Origin of the sequence: Isobaculum melis (assembly GCF_900111355.1) — a bacterium.
In the GTDB taxonomy this organism is placed as follows: domain Bacteria; phylum Bacillota; class Bacilli; order Lactobacillales; family Carnobacteriaceae; genus Isobaculum; species Isobaculum melis.
On record NZ_FOHA01000004.1, the window covers coordinates 1 to 21,458 of the forward strand.

Here is a 21,458-nt window from a genome sequence, read left to right on the forward strand (position 1 = left end):
TTGATAGACATGCCAATTTAAAATATAAATATGGCAATAGAAAATTTTGGTGTAAAGGATTCTATGTGGATACAGTAGGCAGAAATAAAAAAGCGATAGCAGAGTATATAAGAAACCAGATACAAGAAGACGTAGTAGCAGAACAGTTAAGTTTGATGGAGTATGTAGATCCCTTTACTGGGAAAGAAACGAAGAGATGATAAAATAAAACAAATCCTTGAGGATTTGCGCGTGAATGTAGTACAGTTGGCGGACTTATTCGTAAGCCTTTAGGCTAAGGTCAGTAACATTGGCTTTCAGCCAAAGAGCAAACCACCCGTTCACACGGGTGGTTTTGATTAGAAAAAGTAAGAAAACAAAGGGGATTGATTGTATTATTTGTGATTATAAATTATCATAGAATAGATAAGAAAAGGTGGAGGGATAAACGAATGAATAGTGACTTAAAAAATGGCATTCACTTAAATATGATTCAAACTAAAAAATATAAAACAGTTCGTATTGTGTTAAAGTTTAAAACGACTTTATCTGCAGAAAATAGTACAAAACGAACATTAATTTCCAGTTTGCTAGAAACCAATAGCGAAAAATATCCAACACAAACCAGCTTTAGAAGTAAATTAGCTGATCTTTATGGAGCTTCTTTAAGTACTGGCATTAGTAAAAAAGGCAATATGCATATTCTAAGTTTGTCAATGAGTGTGGTCAATGAAAAGTATTTACAATCAGAAGCACAATTAATGGAAGAAGTTGTTCAGTTTATACAAGAAATTTTATTTGCTCCTCATGTAAAAAATGGTGCATTTGATGAAGCGACTTTCTTAAGAGAAAAAGAAAACTTAGCAGATTATTATCTCTCTATTTTTGATGATAAACAGGCTTATACTAGCCTACAGCTACAAGAATTATACTATGATGGTGTGCAAAAAATACCAAGTATTGGCTGCTTAGAGGAACTAGAGAAAATAGATGCAGCTTCCTTATACGCCTATTACCAAGACATGCTGCAAAATGATGAAATGGATATCTATGTGCTTGGGGATATTGATCCTGCAAAAATGGCAGCATTATTTAAACAATTACCATTTAAGAACCGTGAGACAATTTCAAATCCTGTTTTTTACAACCAAAAGGTATCAGAAGAAATCGTCACTAAGAATGAAGTCCAAGATATTACGCAAGCTAAATTCAATTTGTTATATCAGACAGGGCTTTATTATCATCAAGACGCTTATTTTGCTGGGCAAATATTTAATGGCTTATTTGGCGGATTCCCACATTCAAAACTCTTTATGAATGTGCGAGAGAAAGCTAGTTTAGCTTACTATGCCTCAAGCCAATTGGATTCATTTAGAGGAACAATGGTTGTTCAAACTGGTATTGAGACTGAAAAAATGCCTCAAGTAAAAGACATTATTGCAGCACAGCTTAGCGCTTTACAAGCTGGCGATTTTAGTGAAGAAGACTTTGTTCAAACAAAGGAAATGCTGAAAAATCAAGTGCTTCAATCTGAAGATAGTGGAATTGCAGTGATTGAAAAAGCTTATAGTCACGATTTGATTAAAAAAGCGCCTTTAACGCCTTCTGAATGGTTTGAAGGGATTGATCAAGTAACTCGTGAGGACGTTATCTCAGTAGCAAATCAAGTCCACTTACAAGCAAGTTTCTTCTTAAGTGGGGAGGAGAAAAATAATGGATAAACAATATTATGCACAATTAGATGAAACTCTTTATAAAGAAACCTTACCAAATGGTTTAAAAGTCACACTTTTACCTAAAAATGAATTTCATAAAACTTATGGTATTTTTACAACCAATTATGGGTCCATTGATCGTATCTTTGTTCCTTTAGGGAAATCTGAAAAAGTCACTGTTCCAGATGGTATTGCCCATTTTTTAGAGCATAAAATGTTTGAAAAAGAAACAGGGGATGTTTTTCAAATCTTTGGAAAACAAGGTGCAGCAGCCAATGCCTTTACTTCATTTACCAGAACCAGTTATCTATTTTCAAGTACCAATCATGTCTTAAAAAATGTTGGCACCCTATTAGATTTTGTCCAAACTCCTTATTTTACGAAAGAAACCGTTGATAAGGAAAAAGGAATCATTGCTCAAGAAATTAAGATGTATGATGATGAACCAAATTGGCGCTTATATTTTGGGCTGATTGGCAACCTTTATCCATTGCATCCAATTCATATTGATATTGCAGGAACCGTAGAGAGTATTCAAGAGATTACAGCAGAATGGCTCTATGAATGCTATCACACCTTTTATCATCCAAGTAACATGAATTTATTTGTTGTTGGTAAAATGGATCCAGAGGAAATGATGGCATTGATTAAAGAAAATCAAGCCAGTAAGCAATTTGAGCCAACACAACCAATTGAACGCTTTTTCCCAGCTGATCAGGAAGAAGTCATCACACCATTTAGCAGCATTGAGATGCCGATTAAACGCAGTAAAAGTATTGTTGGGATTAAAGGTCAGCCATTCTTATTGACAGGTAAATCAGCCCTTGCCCATAAGGTCACTATGAATCTGGCTTTATCTATGCTATTTGGAAGTACCTCAAGCAATTATCTACGTTTATACGATGAAGGGATTATTGATGATAGCTTTTCTTATGAATATAATCTTGATCGTACCTTTAACTTTGTGGATGTTGGTGGGGATGCAAAAGATCCAACGGCGTTATCTGATGCTGTTAAGGAAATCTTATTAAATGTCGCAACTAGTTCTGATTTAACCAATGAAAACTTGACACTTGTTAGAAAAAGAATGATAGGGCATGTGCTACAATCAATGAATTCACTTGAGTATATTGCCAATCAATATAGCCAAGAAGCCTTTGAAGATAGTAATTTATTTGACCTTGTACCGATTATTGAAAGTATTACCTTAGCGCAAATTAAGCAAACCATCTCTGCTTTTATGCAAGCAGATCGTATGAGTGTCTGTCATATGCTACCAAAAGAGGTGTAGCCATGAAATTTGCGCTCATTATTGGAGCCAGTGGAGATGTTGGAAAAGCAATCGCTGCTGATCTTGCAGCAGATGGTTGGTCTTTATATTTACACTATTATCAAGATGAAAAAAGTGTGTTAGAACAAGTAAAGGCTTATCATGAAGCTTATCCAAAGCAAGAATTTATTGCCCTTAAACAAGACCTAACAGATGAAGCAACCGTTGAGCAGCTATTAGGGGGTATTTTTTCAATCGATGCAGTGGTGTTTGCGAGCGGTTTAGCAGATTATCATTTGTTGGTAGATCTTCCTTTAGATACGTTAGATTTAATGTGGAAAATCCATGTGAGAGCACCAATTCAGCTATTACAAGGCTTACAATCTAAGCTTGCCAAAAGTCAACGGGGCAGAGTTTTGTTTATTAGTTCAGTTTATGCAGTAAGTGGTAGTCCAATGGAAGTGGCTTATAGTACAACAAAAGGCGCGCAATTGGCATTTGTTAAAAGCTATAGTCAGGAAGTTGCCAGCTTAGGGATTACAGTTAATGCTTTGTTACCAGGAGCAATTGATACAAAGATGTTAGCGACCTTTACCAAAGAAGAAAAAGCACAATTAATCGCAGAAATTCCAATGGGGAGACTGGCATTACCACCTGAAATCGCTTTTTGGGTCAAACAAATTTTAAGCAAACAAGGAAGCTATTTAACAGGACAGGGTATTGTTATCAGTGGTGGTTGGCTACATTAATGAAAAATTAATGAATTCTCTATTCTTAATGTGATATAATATTTTTGAGAGTAGGAATCAAAAAAATTCCTCATAAGTAGATTAGGTAGGTGAATGTCAGTGAATGAAATTGGAGAAAAATTAAAGCAGGCTAGAAAAGATAAAGGCTATTCTTTAGATGACTTGCAACAAATTACAAAAATTCAAAAACGTTATTTGGAAGCCATTGAAGAAGGTAACTTGGATGTGATGCCAGGTAAATTCTATGCCCGTGCATTTATTAAACAATATGCTGATACAGTGGGGTTAGATGGGGATCAATTGCTATCTGAAAACAACAATGAGGTTCCTGAAACACATGAAGAAGCATATACAGAACAATTAAATACAAGTCAGACGCGGGTCCGAACAAAAAAAAGTAATGATATTTTAGATAAGCTGATTAGTCTGTTGCCTACAATTATTGTGACACTCATCGTGCTTGCAATAATGGTTGGTATTTGGCTAGCCTTTTCAAATAATAAAGCAAATAAAGAAACCCGTATGATTGATACAAGTTCAGGAATTGTTGTGTCAAAAGCAGAAAGTCAAGCAACTTCTGAAACTGAATCGAAGGAAGAAAGTACGGCATCAAGCACTTCAGAACGTAAAGAAGAGAAGAAGGATAAAGAGAAAGACAAAGAGAAAAAGCAAACCATTACCAATGAAAGTGTGTCTGGACGCGATTCCGTTTATACGGTTCAAAATGCACCTGCTTCTTCAAGTCTAACTCTAACTGCTACAAATCCAGCCTGGATTCAAGTGAATGATGAAGCTGGTGCCAGTTTATTTGCAGGAACAATGGTGGCTGGACAAACAGAAGAAATTAAAATAGAGGGTGCTCAAACCATAACCCTTATTTTGGGAAATGCTGCAAATACAAAAATTAAACTTAATGGAGAAGATTTTGTGTCTGCAAATCCTTTAGCAACACAAAATGTTCAATTAAAACTTGTAACAGCTGCACCATAATAATGATGAAACAATTGAAAGGTGAGAAAAAAGTTTGAATTTGCCAAATAAATTAACTGTGCTAAGAATCATGATGATTCCTTTATTTATGATTGTTTTATTAGCACCTATCCAATTGGGGTCGTTGACTTTGTTAGGAACAACACTTCCAATTACACAATTACTTGCTGCAATTATTTTTGCAGTTGCAAGCTATACAGATTTCCTTGATGGCCAAATTGCCCGTTCTAAAGGACTAGTCACTAATTTTGGGAAATTTGCTGATCCATTAGCTGATAAAATGCTGGTCATTACAGCTTTTATTATTCTAGTTGGAAAAGGAATGGTGCCATCATGGGTCGTTGCGATTATCGTTTGTCGTGAGTTAGCGGTAACAGGACTGCGTTTACTATTAGTGGGAGACGGAGAAGTGATGGCAGCAGCAATGCCAGGGAAAATCAAAACAGCGACACAAATGGTTGCCATTATCTTACTGCTATTGAATAATTTTCCTTTTGCAGGGATTGGGATTCCATTAGATATGATCATGCTTTATGTGTGTCTATTTTTCACGATTTATTCTGGGTATGATTATTTTGTAAAAAATAAAGAGATTTTTAAAGATTCTATGTAAATACTGAAGCACCTACAAAAATTAATGGATTCATTAATTCATGTAGGTGCTTTTTATTAAAATGACTTTTAAAACAGTTAACGTATTTTAATAAATGAGGAGTGAACAACAATGAGAGCAGAAATTATTGCAGTCGGTACAGAGCTTTTACTAGGACAAATTACGAATACAAATGCTACTTTTTTATCAAAAGAATTAGCTGGATTAGGAATCGATGTTTTTCATCATACCGTTGTAGGAGATAATCCTGAACGACTTAAGGAGGTACTTCGCGTTGCCGAAAAGAGAAGTGACCTTATTATTTTTTCAGGCGGCCTAGGTCCTACAAAGGATGATATGACGAAACAAACAATTGCCAACTACCTTGGGAAAGATTTAGTACTTGATCAACCAACTATGGATCAAGTATTGGCTTACCACCAGAAAATAAAAAAAGAGATGCCAGAGAATAATAAAATGCAAGCGATGGTGATTGAAGGCTCAACTGTATTACCCAATACAACAGGCTTAGCAGCCGGGATGTTTTTACAGCACCAGGATACATGCTTATTATTGCTTCCAGGCCCGCCAAATGAATTATATCCGATGTTCTTAAATACAGGAAAACAGCTATTACTGCCACTATTAGGCCAGCAAGAATTCCTGTTATCTCGGGTGTTAAGATTTTATGGGATAGGAGAATCAAAGCTGGCAACTTTATTAGATGATCTGATTGAAAATCAAACAAACCCAACGCTTGCGACCTATGCAGGGACTTATGAAGTGACGTTGCGTTTAACGGCAAAGGCTAACAGCGAATCTGAAGCAAATCTCTTATTAGATGACCTAGAAAATCAAGTCCAAAGCCTAGTTGGATCCTATTTCTATGGATATGGCGATCAAAATAGTTTACCTCAAGTAGTTGTGCAAGCCTTACAGAAGCATCAGTTAACCATTACAGCAGCTGAAAGCTTAACAGGGGGGCTATTTCAAAGTGAACTAGCCAGTATTCCAGGGGCCTCAAAAATCTTTCCGGGTGGCTTTGTTACCTATAGTCCAGAAGCAAAAAGTTCTTTATTGGCTATTTCTCCTCACATCATTGAGCAGGAAGGAGTGGTAAGCGAAGCCTGTGCGAAAGCGATGGCAGAGCATGTAAGAGCAAAAATGGCAACCGATATTGGTGTTTCATTAACAGGTGTAGCAGGGCCAGATGAGCTAGAGCAACAACCAGCTGGTACAGTCTGGATTGGTTTAGCTAGCAAAGGCAAAGAACCAACAGCCTATCTGTATCATTTTGCACATCAACGCAATGGCAATCGAGAACGAGCAGTCTTAACAGCTTTTGATCTAGTGCGAAAATATCTAGAAAAACACTGTTAAATCAAGGTTTCCAAAATTAATGACAAAAAAGGCGAATGTTTGTTCGGTTTTTTCTTGATTTTTTGAAGAATAACCAGTATGATAAACATATAAGAAATTTAGATAATAAAAAGCGAGTGAAATTAGAGGAGGCATATTTGTGGCAGACGAACGCAAAGCGGCATTAGATGCGGCACTTAAAAAAATAGAAAAAAACTTTGGTAAAGGCTCAGTAATGAAACTGGGAGAAAAAATAGATACACAAATTTCAACGATTCCAAGTGGATCATTAGCACTAGATGTGGCATTAGGCGTAGGTGGTTTTCCAAAAGGTAGAATTATCGAAGTTTATGGGCCAGAAAGTTCAGGTAAAACAACTGTTGCTTTACATGCAGTAGCTGAAGTTCAAAAAAATGGTGGAATTGCAGCCTTTATTGATGCAGAGCATGCCCTTGATCCAGAGTATGCAAAAAACTTAGGTGTAGATATTGATGAGTTACTTTTATCTCAACCAGATACAGGTGAACAAGGACTTGAAATCGCTGATGCATTGGTTTCTAGTGGTGCAGTTGATATTGTCGTGATTGACTCAGTAGCAGCATTAGTACCTCGTGCAGAGATAGAGGGCGAGATGGGAGATAGCCATGTTGGGCTACAAGCTCGTTTAATGTCACAAGCCTTAAGAAAATTATCAGGTTCAATTAACAAAACAAAAACAATTGCACTATTTATTAACCAAATCCGCGAAAAAGTTGGTGTAATGTTTGGAAATCCTGAAATTACTCCTGGCGGACGTGCTCTAAAATTCTATGCAACCATTCGATTGGAAGTTAGAAGAGCAGAGCAAATCAAAAATGGAACGGATATTGTTGGGAACCGTACAAAAATTAAAGTGGTTAAAAATAAAGTAGCACCACCATTTAAAGTAGCAGAAGTTGATGTGATGTATGGTGAAGGGATTTCTCAAGTTGGAGAATTACTTGATATGGCATCTGATAAAGATATCGTTAATAAAAGTGGTGCTTGGTATTCTTATAATGGAGAACGTATTGGACAAGGTCGTGAAAATGCGAAACAATACTTTAAAGACCATCCAGAATTAAGAATTGAAATTGAAAAAATTGTTCGTGGTGCTTATGGCATTGGTGAACTTGTTGAAGAGAAAGCAGAGCCTAAAGCCAAAGCAAAAAAAGAAGAGAAGGCAGAAACAGCAGAAAAAGAATAACAATCAAAAATATCACTCAATAGGAGTGGTATTTTTTTTATGAGCTAAAGTCAGAAATTCTGATGAAATCAAGAAAGAAAACCTTTTCTCTTTTCTTTTTTAAGTTGACATGTTATGAAATGAGATTTAGAATAGGAGAGTGTGCATGATTAACTTACACACAATGCTGTATATTGAATTCAAATGAAGAGATGCAATGTACTTGCATACACTGAAAAATAAAAAATTAAATATGATACGGAGGTGAAAGAATGGAAATTTTGTTGATTATAGCCTTCGCTATCGTTGGTTTGATTGTTGGGATAGCTGTTGGTTACATGGTTCGCAAATCAACTCATGAAAAAGAAATTGCAGGTGCTAAAAATACTGCAACAGCTATTTTAGATGATGCGAGAAAAGAATCTGAAACGTTAAAAAAAGAAGCGTTACTAGAAGCGAAAGATGAAAATCATCAATACAGAACTGAAATTGAAAATGAGCTAAAAGATAGAAGAAGTGAAGTTCAAAAACAAGAAAATCGCATCATTCAACGTGAAGAAAACCTTGATCGTAAAGATGAAGGCTTAGATAAACGTGAAAGAAATCTTGAAGCTAAAGAAGAAAAACTAAGTTCAAGACAACAATTAATTGACGAAAAAGAAAGCGAAGCTGCTGCTTTACTTGAAAAACAACAATTAGAACTTGAAAAAATTGCCGCTCTTTCACGTGATGATGCCAAAAACATTATTATGAAAGAAACAGAGGAAGAGTTGTCTCATGATCTTGCTGTAATGGTCAAAGAAAGTGAACAACGTGCGAAAGAAGAAGCAGATAAGAAAGCGAAAAACTTACTGTCTCTTGCAATCCAACGCTGTGCTGCAGATCAAGTTTCAGAAACAACTGTGTCAGTGGTAACTTTACCAAGTGATGAAATGAAAGGTCGTATTATTGGGCGTGAAGGAAGAAATATCCGCACACTTGAAACCTTAACAGGAATCGATTTAATTATTGATGATACACCTGAAGCAGTTATTTTAAGCGGATTTGATCCGATTAGACGCGAGATTGCACGGATGACACTTGAAAAATTAATTCAAGATGGTCGTATTCATCCAGCTCGTATTGAAGAAATGGTTGAAAAATCACGTAAAGAAATGGATGAACGCATTCGCGAAATTGGGGAACAAGCAACCTTTGATGTGGGTGTTCATTCCCTGCATCCTGATTTAATCAAGATTTTAGGCCGTTTACGTTACCGCACAAGTTATGGACAAAATGTCTTAAATCACTCAATTGAAGTAGCAAAACTAACAGGTATTTTAGCTGCGGAATTAGGCGAAGATGTGACATTGGCTAAACGTGCAGGATTACTTCATGATATTGGTAAAGCACTAGATCATGAAATCGAAGGCTCACACGTAGAAATTGGAGCAGAACTTGCTGCTAAATACAAAGAGAACGCGACAGTCATTAATGCCATTGCTTCACATCATGGCGATATTGAAGCGACTTCTGTGATTTCAGTCTTAGTAGCCGCTGCTGATGCATTATCTGCTGCTCGTCCAGGCGCAAGAAGTGAATCACTTGAAAACTATATTAGAAGACTTGAAAAACTAGAAGAAATTTCTGAAAGCTTTGATGGTGTTGAGCATAGTTTTGCGATTCAAGCAGGTCGAGAAGTTCGTATTATGGTAAAACCAAATGAAATTGATGATTTACAATCTCATCGATTGGCTAGAGATATTCGTAAACGTATTGAAGAAGAGTTGGATTATCCAGGTCATATTAAAATTACGGTTATTAGAGAAACTCGTGCCGTGGAGTATGCAAAATAAAATGCGTAAAAGCAACTATTCTTTTTGGAATAGTTGCTTTTCTTTATGGTTAAATATTGGTAAAATAGAAGGTAGCGTAGAGTGAGAGAGGGAGCAGAATATGAAAGTATTATTTATTGGTGATGTGGTAGGCGAAATGGGACGAGAAATGCTTCATGATTACCTACCAAAATTGAAAAGAGAATACAAGCCACAAGTGACCATTGTGAATGGTGAAAATGCTGCTGGTGGCCGTGGCATTACAGAAAAAATTTATAAAGGTTTTCTCAGTGATGGTGTAGACGTGGTAACAATGGGAAACCATACATGGGATAACAAGGAAATTTTTGATTTTATACAGGATGCAAAAAAAATGATTCGACCTGCAAATTATCCAGAAGATACAACGCCAGGACAAGGCATTGTTTATGTAAAAGTGAATCAAGTAGAATTAGCAGTGATTAATCTACAAGGGCGTGTGTTTCTAAATGATTTAGATGATCCTTTTAGAAAAGCTGATCAATTAGTGAATGAAGCAAGACAGCGGACACCGTTTATCTTTGTTGATTTCCATGCTGAAGTAACCAGCGAAAAGCAAGCATTAGCTTGGTATTTAGATGGCCGTGCCTCAGCGGTTGTCGGGACACATACCCATGTTCAAACAAATGATGCCCGTATTTTGCCGCAAGGAACTGCATATTTAACAGATGTTGGAATGACTGGTCCTTATGATGGGATTCTTGGTATGGGCAGAGAAGCAGTGATTCAAAAATTCTTAAGTCAGATGCCAACTAGGTTTGAAGTACCTAAAATAGGACGTAAAGTTTTATCCGCATGTCTCATTGAATTAAATGATCAAACGGGTGCTGCTAAGTCTATTCAAAACTTCATGATTAACGATGACCGACCCTTTGGAGGGGATTTTTAATGGAACCAATTTCAAAAATGGATGAAGCAACGGCTCAGGCATTAGCCTCATTAACAGAGATGATTAAAGCCCATGAGGTCATTCAAGAGTATCAAGCCTTAGAAGAAAATGTTCAACAAAATCAACGTTTAAATGAATTAATTGAACAAATTAAAGACAAACAAAAAGAAGCTGTTGCTTTTTCTCATTATGAAAAACCAGAAGCTGAAAAAGTTGTGATTAAAGAACTAGATGAATTGACAACACAATTTAAAGAACATTTTTTAGTGCGCACTTACCAAGAAAACTTAGTTGAAGCAAATGCTTTACTCCAAAATATTGTAGAAAAAATTCAAGAAACAGTGAATGAAGAAATTCAAAAAAATGATGATGAAAAATAAAAATAAAGCAGGTGAAAATATTGCCACAAAAAACGAAACATACACCCATGATGGAACAATATTTAGCAATTAAAGCTCAATACCAAGATGCCTTTCTCTTTTACAGGTTAGGCGACTTTTATGAAATGTTTTATGATGATGCGATTAAAGCGTCACAAATTCTAGAAGTAACACTAACAAGCCGTAATAAAAATGCTGATGACCCAATTCCAATGTGTGGTGTACCCTATCATGCTGCAAGAGGTTATATTGATACCTTAATTGAAAAAGGCTATAAAGTGGCGTTATGTGAACAAGTTGAAGATCCTAAAACAGCCAAAGGAATGGTTAAAAGAGAAGTTGTTCAATTAATTACGCCAGGAACAGTTATGGATGCCAAAGGTTTAGAAGCCAAAAATAATAATTATTTAACGGCATTGGCAACTGATGGTCAGCAGTATAGCTTAGCCTATGCCGATCTAACCACAGGGGAACTAAAATGTACCTTACTATCAGATTTTGAAGATGTGATTAATGAATTATCCTTACTTCAAACCAAAGAAGTGGTTGTTCATTCAGATTTTGAAGTTGCCCAACAAAATATCATTAAGCAGCGTCTAAATTGTATGATATCTTATGATGATCAGGTAGCAGAGAATGCCACCTTTCAATTTTTAACACAAAATATTGCCCATAATTTAATGAAAGATAGTCTGAAAATTTTACTGAATTATTTAAATGTGACGCAAAAAAGAACCTTGGATCATTTACAAAGAGCAGAAGAATATACAATTGATCACTTTTTAAAGCTAGATCATTATTCTAAACGTAACTTAGAATTAACAGAATCCATTCGTGGTGAAAGTAAAAAAGGAACCATGCTCTGGCTATTAGATGAAACCAAAACGGCAATGGGTGGTCGTTTACTAAAACAATGGATTGATCGTCCTTTAATACAAAAGAAAAAAATTGAAAATAGACAACAAATTGTCCAAAACTTATTAAATCACTTTTTTGAACGAATGGATTTAAATGAAGCCCTCACAAAAGTGTATGATTTAGAAAGACTAGCAGGAAGAGTTGCTTTTGGGAATGTGAATGGTCGCGATTTAATTCAATTAAAAACCTCACTCAATCAAGTTCCTTATTTAATTGAAATCCTTAGCTTAATGAATGATGGTGAGTTAGATCAGATTTTAACAGAGCTAGACCCAGTCAGTGAGGTTGTTGAGAAAATCGAAGCAGCGATTAGTGAAGATGCGCCTCTTGCAATTAAAGACGGCGGTGTCATCAAAGATGGCTATCATGAGACATTGGATCAATACCGAGATGCAATGCGAAATGGAAAGACTTGGATTGCACAATTGGAAGCTGAAGAAAGAGAAAAAACAGGCATTAAAACATTAAAAGTAGGCTATAACCGAGTCTTTGGCTATTATATTGAAATTACAAAAGCCAACCTCGTCAACCTTCCTGAAGGTACTTATGAAAGAAAACAAACTTTAGCCAATGCAGAACGTTTTATTACACCTGAGTTAAAAGAAAAAGAAACCCTAATCTTAGAAGCTGAAGAAAAAAGTATGGATTTAGAGTATCAACTATTTTTAGAAGTAAGAGAAGTGGTTAAACAATATATTGACCGTTTACAAAAATTAGCTAAAACCATTGCTGCTGTAGATGTGATGCAAAGCTTTGCAACTGTTAGTGAAAAGTATCATTTTGTTAAACCTGAAATGACGGATACTGAGCAAGTCATTGAACTGATTGATGGCAGACATCCAGTTGTTGAAAAGGTGTTAGGGCAACAAAGTTATGTGCCAAATAGTGTCGTGATGGATAAAGCCACTTCTATGCTGCTGATTACAGGACCAAATATGTCTGGTAAAAGTACCTATATGCGTCAATTAGCTTTGACCGTTATTTTGGCACAAATGGGCTGTTTTGTACCAGCAAGTAAAGCAAAACTCTTAATTTTTGATCAAATCTTTACTAGAATTGGTGCTGCAGATGATTTAATATCAGGTCAAAGTACCTTTATGGTAGAAATGATGGAAGCCAATCAAGCCTTAATGCATGGGACACCAAATAGCTTAATTTTATTTGATGAAATTGGCCGTGGTACTGCAACCTATGATGGGATGGCGTTAGCTGAAGCCATCATAGAATATATCCAACAACATGTTCATGCAAAAACTTTATTCTCTACCCATTATCATGAGCTGACAGTTTTAGAGGATACTTTACCTGCCTTGAAAAATATTCATGTTGGTGCAGTAGAGGAAGATGGACAAGTGGTATTTCTACACAAAATCATGGAAGGTCCAGCAGATAAGAGTTATGGGATTCATGTTGCAAAACTGGCAGGCTTACCTGATGAATTATTAACGCGTGCAAATACCATTTTGACAGCATTAGAAGAAAAAGATCAAGGGCCTATTATTGGAAAAATTGACCCAGTCGTTATTCAGAAAAAAGAAGAATATCTCATTGAAGAAGAACAACAACTGTCCTTATTTGGTCAGCTTAGTGTCGAAGAAGAGGCCGTTGTTCAAGCATTAAAACAAAAAAATGTGATGAATATGACGCCACTTCAAGCGATGATGTTTTTATCAGAATTACAGGAACAATTAAAATCATAATTTAGAGAGAAGTGTGACAGATGGGGAAAATTCAAGAACTCTCAGAACAGCTCGCAAACCAGATTGCAGCAGGTGAAGTGATTGAAAGACCTGCTTCAGTCGTAAAGGAATTAATTGAAAATGCCATTGACGCTGGCAGCACACAAATAGATATTATTATTGAAGAGTCTGGCTTAAAAAAAATTCAGATTATTGATAATGGTTTTGGGATTGCGCCAGATGATGTGGTCAATGCGTTTAAACGCCATGCGACAAGTAAAATTCATTCTAGAGATGATTTGTTTAGAATTAGAACATTGGGTTTCAGAGGAGAAGCTTTACCAAGTATTGCATCAGTTTCAGAAATTCTATTGATGACGTCAACAGGGGAAAATCAGGGCACCTCTATTTCCTTAAAAGGTGGAAAAATTGAAGAACAGCATGCACATAGTATGCGAAAAGGAACGGATATCACTGTTTCAAACTTATTTTTCAATACTCCTGCACGATTAAAGTACATCAAATCTTTACAAACAGAATTAGCCAATATTGGGGATATCGTCAATCGTTTAGCAATGAGCCACCCAACAATTGCGTTTAAACTGATCCATGATGGCAATAAAATGCTAGAAACAACAGGAAATGGTGATTTAAAACAAACCTTAGCAGGTATTTATGGTGTTGCCATTGCAAAAAAAATGTTAACAATTCATAGTGAAAATTTAGATTTTTCCATTGATGGTTTTATCTCTCTTCCTGAAGTTACAAGAGCCAGTCGAAATTATATGTCCATTATGGTAAATGGTCGTTATATCAAAAACTTTCTATTAAACAAAGCCATTGTGGAGGGATATCGTTCAAAATTAATGGTTGGACGCTTTCCAATTGTCGCCATTGAAATTAAAATGGACCCACTCCTTGTTGATGTGAATGTGCATCCAACAAAACAAGAGGTTCGCATTAGTAAAGAAAAAGAATTAATGGTACTGATTCAAGAAGCGATTCATCAGCGACTAAGCACGGAACAATTAATTCCCAATGCGATTGATAACTTGGCAACCAAGAAACGATCTGTTGACCAAGGAGAAAAACCAGAACAAATGCGCATTTATTTAGATGCTGTGAAAGAATCTGTGAAAGAACAACCTTATATGCCACAATCAGTTGAAAACAATGCACCTAGTGAGCCACAAGCTTCAGCTATTTCTTATCCTGAAACAGAGTTGGAGGAATTGATTGGCACGACGGATACCGTTGTCCATGAAACCTTGGCAGAAGACGTGGCTTATGTACCAAGTGAAAAAGAAAAAATACCGCATCGTGGTGAAGTGATAACGGATGAAGTCAATTTAAAAATGCCAATGCTGGATTATGTTGGTCAAATGCATGGTACTTACTTGTTTGCACAAAATGAAGAAGGCTTATACATCATTGATCAACATGCTGCACAAGAGCGTATTAAATATGAATATTATCGTCAAAAAATCGGAGAAGTTGGGCGCCAACTACAAGACTTATTAGTGCCCATTACCTTAGATTTTCCAAATAGTGATTTTATTAAACTATCAGAACATAAGGAACTACTAGAAGAAGTGGGTGTTTTTCTAGAACCCTTTGGTCAAAATAGCTTCCTGATTCGTTCTCATCCAAGCTGGTTCCCTAAAGGTCAAGAGGAAGAAATACTACGTGACTTAATTGATATCTTACTTGAAAGTGGTAAGGTCAATATTGCAAAATTTAGAGAAGATACAGCCATTATGATGAGCTGTAAAAAATCGATTAAAGCCAATCATCATTTGAATGATTTAGAAGCAAGAACCTTACTGGAAGATTTAAGACACACGCAAAATCCATTTAATTGTCCACATGGCCGCCCTGTTTTGATTCATTATTCAAATAAAGATATGGAACGGATGTTTAAAAGAATTCAAGATCCACATTAAAAAGGAGCGAATCAGATGTCATTAATTTTAGCCTCAGCTTCTCCTAGAAGAAAAGAATTATTAAAGATGTTCACAACTGATTTTACTGTCGTTGTATCAGAGGTGGAAGAAGTTTTAGATGAAACAATGACCCCACAGGAATATGTTGCTGACTTGGCAAAACAAAAAGCACAAGCTGTTGCAAAGCTGCATCCAGCTGAGACTGTGATTGGCTGTGATACAATTGTTGTCTTTCAAAATCAAGTACTAGAAAAGCCAAAAAATCGTGTGGAAGCTAAGCAGATGTTACAAGCGATGAGTGATGATGTTCATGAAGTATTGACAGCTGTCACAATCATTAAAAATGGCGCAATATCTTCTACTTTAGAAACCGCAAAAGTCTATTTTTATCCCTTAACAGATTCATTAATTGAGTCCTATTTAGATCAAGAGGATTATCAGGATAAAGCTGGTGCTTATGGAATTCAAAGCTATGCTGCTTTATTTGTTGAAAAAATTGAGGGAGATTACTACACGATCATGGGCTTTCCTTTAGCAAAGGTTTATCGGATGTTACATGCATTAGAGGAAGCCGTTTAATCAAGCGAAATGTTTGTCTATTATTTATTTAGTAAGCAGTATAACAGTTTACAGGTCGACTCTTTGTTATAATAAAAGAAAATTATTCAAAGAGGTGATTGAAATGAAAGGCTCAGATGAAGAATTAAGACAAAAACTAACCCCGATTCAATATGAAGTCACACAAAAAAATGGAACAGAGCATCCTTTTACGGGAAAGTATGATGATTTTTATGAAGAAGGGTTATATGTGGATATTGTGAGTGGCGAACCTTTATTTACATCAAAAGAAAAATATGATGCTGGTTGTGGCTGGCCTGCATTTACAAAGCCAATAGCTGAAGCGCAGGTTGTTGAAAAGAAAGATCAGATGCATGGGATGACAAGGACTGAGGTAAGAAGTTATGAAGGGAATAGCCACTTAGGTCATGTTTTTCCAGATGGACCGACAAGTGAAGGTGGCTTACGTTATTGTATTAATTCAGCTGCACTTCGGTTTATTCCAAAAGACCAATTAGTTGAAGCTGGATATGGTCGTTTTACCTCATTATTTGAATAAAGCGAAAAAGGGAGGATACATCATTGTTTAACACTTATGAAGAAGCCCTATCATGGCTTCACAGTGGCTTAAAGTTTGGAATGAAGCTTGGACTTGAACGGATGGGCTGGCTTATGAAAAAATTAGATCATCCACAAAAGAAAATCAAGGCGATTCATGTTGCTGGAACGAATGGTAAAGGCTCAACGGTTGCTTTTATCCGTCATATTTTAGAAGAAACTGGCTTATCAGTGGGGACTTTTACTTCACCATTTTTAGAAAGCTTTAATGAAAGAATCAGCATCGATGGTGAACCTATTTCAGATGCAGAAGTATTGCGTTTAGTCAATTTAATTTATCCATTATGTATGGAACTAGCTGAGACGGATTTAGGTAGTCCAACTGAATTTGAGGTTGTTACAGCAATGATGTATGCATATTTTGGTGAAGGTCATGCGGATGTTGTCTTAGTTGAAGTAGGAATTGGCGGGCAACTAGATTCTACGAATGTGTTAACACCTGTTGTTTCCGTGATTACCACCATTGGCTTAGATCATATGGATATCTTAGGCAATACCTTACCAAAAATTGCACAACAAAAATCAGGGATTATTAAACCAGGGGTTCCTGTGGTCGTTGGCAAGGTAACAGATGATGCCTTTGAAAGCATTACACAGACTGCTCAAGAAACTGGCTCAAAAGTTTATCGCTTAGGAACCAGCTTTACCATCAGTAAGTGGCAGACAACTCCAAATTGGGGTGAACAATTCAATTTTGAAGATGATGATATTTTCTTAAAACAACAGCAAATTCAAATGCTAGGTAGACATCAAGTAGAAAATGCTGCTGTTGCAATTGAAGCAGTCAAGCAATTTTCACACACACTTGGTTTAGCAGTGTCCCATAGCCAAATAACTAAAGGACTAAAACAAACTTTTTGGGCAGGTCGGATGGAAAAAATTTCAGATCGTCCATTTATTGTTTTAGATGGTGCACATAATAAGCCTGCTGTAACAGCACTTGTTCAGACTCTGAAGGATGATTTTAAAGGCCAGCCAATTCAAGTCTTATTTGCGGCATTGAAGGATAAAGAAATCAGTGAGATGCTGGATTTGTTTGCAACGGTTCCTGAATTAACCTTAACAGCAACGAGCTTTGAGTATCCAAGAGCAGCTTCTGCGGAGGAAATTGCTGCCCAAACGAGCCATTCAATTGAAGTGATTGATGACTGGAAAACAGCTTTAGCCACTTTATTAAATGAAGTTGGTAGTGAAGGTATTTTGTTGATAACAGGCTCACTTTATTTTATTTCAGAGGTCAGACGTTTATTTTTTGATCAGTGATAAAAAGCTAAAATGGTTTTTGGATGTTGTGACGTATAGTATCTTCTAAAGGGGAGGAATTGTATGAAACAGCAATCAAAGACCATTTTAAATTTACGACCTAGAGAAAGGCTCTATGAACAAGGTGAAGCCAATTTATCCACACAAGAATTATTAGCGATTTTACTTAGAACTGGTTCAAAAAAACAGCCAGTGATGCAACTTTCCCTTGAAGTAATGAACCATTTTGAAGATTTTTACTTTTTGAAAACGGCTTCAATAGAGGAATTAATGAAAATAAAAGGGATTGGTAAAGTCAAAGCCATTGAATTGCGAGCAGCTATTGAATTTGGTGCACGAGTCGCTCAAGCAAGCCAAATAAAGCATGGTCAAATCAAAAGTGCAGAAGATGTTGAAAAGCTAGTTGGGATTGAATTAAGAAGCTTACAGCAAGAACATCTAATGGTGCTTTTTTTGAATACTAAAAACGAAATTATCAAAAAGGAAACGGTTTTTGTCGGTGGCTTAAACTCTGCTGTTGCGCATCCAAGAGAAGTTTTTCGAGCAGCGATTCGCTATGCATCTGCAAGAATCTTCGTCTGCCATAATCATCCATCTGGAAACCCATCTCCTTCTAAAGCTGATATTATTTTTACAAAAAAGTTAGCAGCATCTGGACAAATTATTGGAATTGAATTGCTTGATCATGTCATTATTGCAAGTAGTGGATATTATAGTATGAAAGAATCAGGTGTAATTTAATTTAGAAAAATGAAAACTTAATAAAAATTTAAATGGAGAAATGCTAAATACAACTCTAGGCAAAGAACATTTCCTATAATTTATGTTATAATAGCAAGTGAGTTTTAAATGTTAAATAAAATGATGAAGCTGAAACGATTAATGAAACATTAGTTGTGTAGATATGAAAGGGTGAATAGTGTGTTCGGATTCGGTAATAAAAGTATAGGAATAGACTTAGGGACAGCAAATTCAATGGTATTTGTGAGTGGCAAAGGGATTGTTTTAAGAGAGCCATCAGTTGTTGCAAAAAATGTGAGTACTGGGGAAATTGTAGCAGTTGGGGAAGAAGCAAGAAGTATGATTGGACGTACACCAGGTAGTATTGTCACCATTCGACCAATGAAAGATGGTGTGATTGCTGATTATGATACAACAGCTGCAATGATGAAGCACTACATTAAATCTTCATTAGGGTCTTCTACTTCTAAACCACTTGTGATGGTTTGTGTGCCAAGTGGTGTAACAGAAGTTGAGCAACGAGCAGTCATTGATGCAACTCGTATGGCAGGCGCTAAAGATGCTTATATTATTACTGAGCCTTTTGCGGCAGCGATTGGGGCAGGACTTCCTGTATTTGATCCAGCGGGTAGTATGGTTATTGATATTGGTGGTGGAACAACAGATGTCGCAACGATTTCTTTAGGTGGAATTGTAAGTAGTCGTTCGATTCGTTTAGCTGGAGATCGTTTAGATGACAATATCATCAGTTATATTCGTAAACATTACAATCTACTCATTGGTGAAAGAACAGCTGAAACCATTAAAATGGAAATTGGCTCTGCTTCTATTGAGCGTGCCAAAGAAATGGCAGGCATGAGCATTCGCGGACGTGATTTAGTTTCTGGCTTACCAAAAACAATTGAAATTTCAGCTGAAGATGTATCGATTGCGATTCAAGAAGTGATTGAAGGCATTATTGAAGCAGTGAAAGAAACCTTAGAAGAAACATCACCAGAAATTTCAGCTGATGTCATTGATCAAGGAATTGTTTTAACAGGTGGCGGTGCCTTACTTAAGCACTTAGCTGAAGTAATCTCAGATGCAACTAAAGTTCCTGTTTTCCAAGCAGAAGCACCACTTGATTGTGTGGCGATTGGTACAGGAAAAGCCCTAGAAAATATTGGGAATTTTAAAAAACAAGGGTAATTTTGTTTTTTAATAAAAGAAACTATTAAATATTCATAAAAGTTAGCGGGAAGTCTTTTACTTCCCGCTAATTTTCATGTAGAATAAAGTGAATGTCAATTTTTGACAATGAGTCATAAAGTGCATCATTTTGAACAAGGGTGGGGTGACGGATTTGCGTCAATTTATTTCAAATAAAAAACTTCTTATTTTACTTGTGAGTGTCATTATCTGTGTTGGATTAATCGGTTTCTCCATAAGAGACAAAGATGAAACACCGATTATACAGCAAATTGGAAAAGATGTATCTGCTGTGACGAACAATGTGTTAGGTGCACCAATTCGTGGTGTAACCAACTTTTTCAAATCAATCGATGATATTAAAAATACTTATAATGAAAATGAGAAATTAAAAGAACAACTGGATAAATTAACTGAAAATCAAGTGAAATTAGCTGGTATTCAAGCTGAAAATGAACAATTAAGACAGCAACTAGCATTAAATGAAACATTACGAGATTATACAAGCATTAATGGTGTTGTGATTTCAAGAAATCCTGATGGCTGGGTTGATAAGGTAATTGTCAATCGTGGTTCAAAAGATGGTGTCGCGAAAGATATGGCCGTGATGGCTAATGGTGGAATGATTGGTCGTATTACAGAGGTCAGTATGACTAGTAGTACAGTTCAATTATTAACCTCAGGCGGTGCGACAAACCGTATTTCAGTTGAAACTAAAGGTGAGGATGGCCAGGCTGTCTTTGGTGTGGTTCATGGTTTAGAAGACAAAGAAGAAAACAAAGGAAAAAATGATCAATTACTCATGAAGCAATTATCCACTAACTCAAAAGCAAAAGTCGGCGAAAAAGTCACAACTTCTGGCTTAGGCGGTGTCTTCCCTAAAGGATTAGTTGTGGGTGAAATTACCGAAGTTAAAATGGATTCTTTTGGCTTGGCACAAGAAGCGTATATTAAACCAGCAGCTAATACAAATGATATTTCAAGCGTATCTATTATTCAACGTACGGTAGAGAGTGGTGAATAATATGAAGCAAATTTGGAAAAAATTAGCGATTCCATTTCTTTTAATTCTTTTCTTTTTATTAGATGGCATATTCAGTGAAGCTTTTTCAAGTACACTGCATACCGCTGACTACTATATGACACCACGTTTAATTGTAATTTTGCTTGCGATGTTAGCCTTTTTCTTACCAAGAAGACAGATGATGATTTATGCTATTTTATTTGGGTTATTTTATGATATTTATTATACGGATATATTAGGTCTGCACATTGCTTTGTTCCCAGTGATTGTATATATTAATGAAAAAATGAAAAACTTATTAAGTGCTTCAGCTTTTGTTATTGGGATGATGTTGATTATTAATATCAGCTTACTTGAGTCTGGCTTGTATCTTTTTTATCGTACAGTTCCAAGATTTAGTTTAAATATGGATGTTTCTCAGTTTTTATCAGTAAGATTAGGTCCAACGTTAATGTTAAATATTGTTTTATTTATTATTTTATATTATCCAATTCGAAAAATGATTGATAAAACAACTCAGCATACAGCTAGAAACTTTTAAAGTAG

The 21,458-nt window shown here is 36.0% G+C and carries 20 protein-coding genes; all 20 read left to right on the forward strand.

What is annotated here, in order from left to right:
- The coding region (locus BMW29_RS04345; RefSeq protein ID WP_177165670.1) for a transposase at positions 1–200 on the forward strand (200 nt) is incomplete at its 5' end.
- A 231-nt stretch (positions 201–431) separates the two neighbouring features.
- On the forward strand, positions 432–1,700 hold the full coding sequence (gene yfmF / locus BMW29_RS04350; RefSeq protein ID WP_092650724.1) for an EF-P 5-aminopentanol modification-associated protein YfmF: 1,269 nt from the start codon (positions 432–434) through the stop codon (positions 1,698–1,700).
- Positions 1,693–2,985, forward strand: a complete 1,293-nt coding sequence (gene yfmH, locus BMW29_RS04355; protein WP_092650726.1) for an EF-P 5-aminopentanol modification-associated protein YfmH — start codon at positions 1,693–1,695, stop codon at positions 2,983–2,985. Before yfmF ends, yfmH begins: the two co-directional genes overlap by 8 nt.
- Positions 2,986–2,987: 2 nt before the next feature.
- Positions 2,988–3,713, forward strand: a complete 726-nt coding sequence (gene ymfI, locus BMW29_RS04360; protein WP_092650728.1) for an elongation factor P 5-aminopentanone reductase — start codon at positions 2,988–2,990, stop codon at positions 3,711–3,713.
- Positions 3,714–3,812: 99 nt separating this feature from the next.
- Positions 3,813–4,703 carry a helix-turn-helix domain-containing protein gene (locus BMW29_RS04365; protein ID WP_177165671.1) on the forward strand — a complete coding sequence of 297 codons (891 nt, stop codon included), beginning with the start codon at positions 3,813–3,815 and terminating at the stop codon, positions 4,701–4,703.
- Between the two features lie 34 nt (positions 4,704–4,737).
- Positions 4,738–5,316 (forward strand): CDP-diacylglycerol--glycerol-3-phosphate 3-phosphatidyltransferase, encoded by a 579-nt coding sequence (gene pgsA, locus BMW29_RS04370; RefSeq protein WP_092650732.1) that lies wholly within the window; start codon positions 4,738–4,740, stop codon positions 5,314–5,316.
- Positions 5,317–5,427: 111 nt separating this feature from the next.
- Positions 5,428–6,675, forward strand: a complete 1,248-nt coding sequence (locus BMW29_RS04375; protein WP_092650734.1) for a competence/damage-inducible protein A — start codon at positions 5,428–5,430, stop codon at positions 6,673–6,675.
- Between the two features lie 139 nt (positions 6,676–6,814).
- Positions 6,815–7,879 carry a recombinase RecA gene (gene recA / locus BMW29_RS04380; protein WP_092650736.1) on the forward strand — a complete coding sequence of 355 codons (1,065 nt, stop codon included), beginning with the start codon at positions 6,815–6,817 and terminating at the stop codon, positions 7,877–7,879.
- 251 nt (positions 7,880–8,130) lie between these two features.
- Complete coding sequence (gene rny, locus BMW29_RS04385) at positions 8,131–9,693, forward strand: ribonuclease Y (protein WP_092650738.1); 1,563 nt, start codon at positions 8,131–8,133, stop codon at positions 9,691–9,693.
- Positions 9,694–9,793: 100 nt separating this feature from the next.
- Entirely contained in the window at positions 9,794–10,600 is an 807-nt protein-coding gene (locus BMW29_RS04390; RefSeq protein ID WP_092650740.1) for a TIGR00282 family metallophosphoesterase, read from the forward strand.
- Complete coding sequence (locus BMW29_RS04395) at positions 10,600–10,980, forward strand: YlbF family regulator (RefSeq protein WP_092650742.1); 381 nt, start codon at positions 10,600–10,602, stop codon at positions 10,978–10,980. The genes BMW29_RS04390 and BMW29_RS04395 overlap by 1 nt, the downstream gene beginning before the upstream one ends.
- Positions 10,981–11,000: 20 nt before the next feature.
- Positions 11,001–13,598, forward strand: a complete 2,598-nt coding sequence (gene mutS / locus BMW29_RS04400; RefSeq protein WP_092650744.1) for a DNA mismatch repair protein MutS — start codon at positions 11,001–11,003, stop codon at positions 13,596–13,598.
- A 20-nt stretch (positions 13,599–13,618) separates the two neighbouring features.
- On the forward strand, positions 13,619–15,520 hold the full coding sequence (gene mutL / locus BMW29_RS04405) for a DNA mismatch repair endonuclease MutL (RefSeq protein ID WP_092650746.1): 1,902 nt from the start codon (positions 13,619–13,621) through the stop codon (positions 15,518–15,520).
- 15 nt (positions 15,521–15,535) lie between these two features.
- Entirely contained in the window at positions 15,536–16,099 is a 564-nt protein-coding gene (locus tag BMW29_RS04410; RefSeq protein ID WP_092650748.1) for a Maf family protein, read from the forward strand.
- Positions 16,100–16,202: 103 nt separating this feature from the next.
- Positions 16,203–16,637 (forward strand): peptide-methionine (R)-S-oxide reductase MsrB, encoded by a 435-nt coding sequence (gene msrB / locus BMW29_RS04415; RefSeq protein WP_092650750.1) that lies wholly within the window; start codon positions 16,203–16,205, stop codon positions 16,635–16,637.
- Between the two features lie 23 nt (positions 16,638–16,660).
- On the forward strand, positions 16,661–17,959 hold the full coding sequence (locus BMW29_RS04420) for a bifunctional folylpolyglutamate synthase/dihydrofolate synthase (protein ID WP_092650752.1): 1,299 nt from the start codon (positions 16,661–16,663) through the stop codon (positions 17,957–17,959).
- A 63-nt stretch (positions 17,960–18,022) separates the two neighbouring features.
- Complete coding sequence (radC, locus tag BMW29_RS04425) at positions 18,023–18,700, forward strand: RadC family protein (RefSeq protein ID WP_092650754.1); 678 nt, start codon at positions 18,023–18,025, stop codon at positions 18,698–18,700.
- A 180-nt stretch (positions 18,701–18,880) separates the two neighbouring features.
- On the forward strand, positions 18,881–19,888 hold the full coding sequence (locus tag BMW29_RS04430) for a rod shape-determining protein (RefSeq protein WP_092650756.1): 1,008 nt from the start codon (positions 18,881–18,883) through the stop codon (positions 19,886–19,888).
- Between the two features lie 145 nt (positions 19,889–20,033).
- Positions 20,034–20,912, forward strand: a complete 879-nt coding sequence (gene mreC, locus BMW29_RS04435; RefSeq protein WP_245706232.1) for a rod shape-determining protein MreC — start codon at positions 20,034–20,036, stop codon at positions 20,910–20,912.
- Between the two features lies 1 nt (position 20,913).
- Positions 20,914–21,453 (forward strand): rod shape-determining protein MreD, encoded by a 540-nt coding sequence (gene mreD / locus BMW29_RS04440; RefSeq protein ID WP_092650760.1) that lies wholly within the window; start codon positions 20,914–20,916, stop codon positions 21,451–21,453.
- The last annotated feature ends 5 nt before the right edge of the window (positions 21,454–21,458 follow it).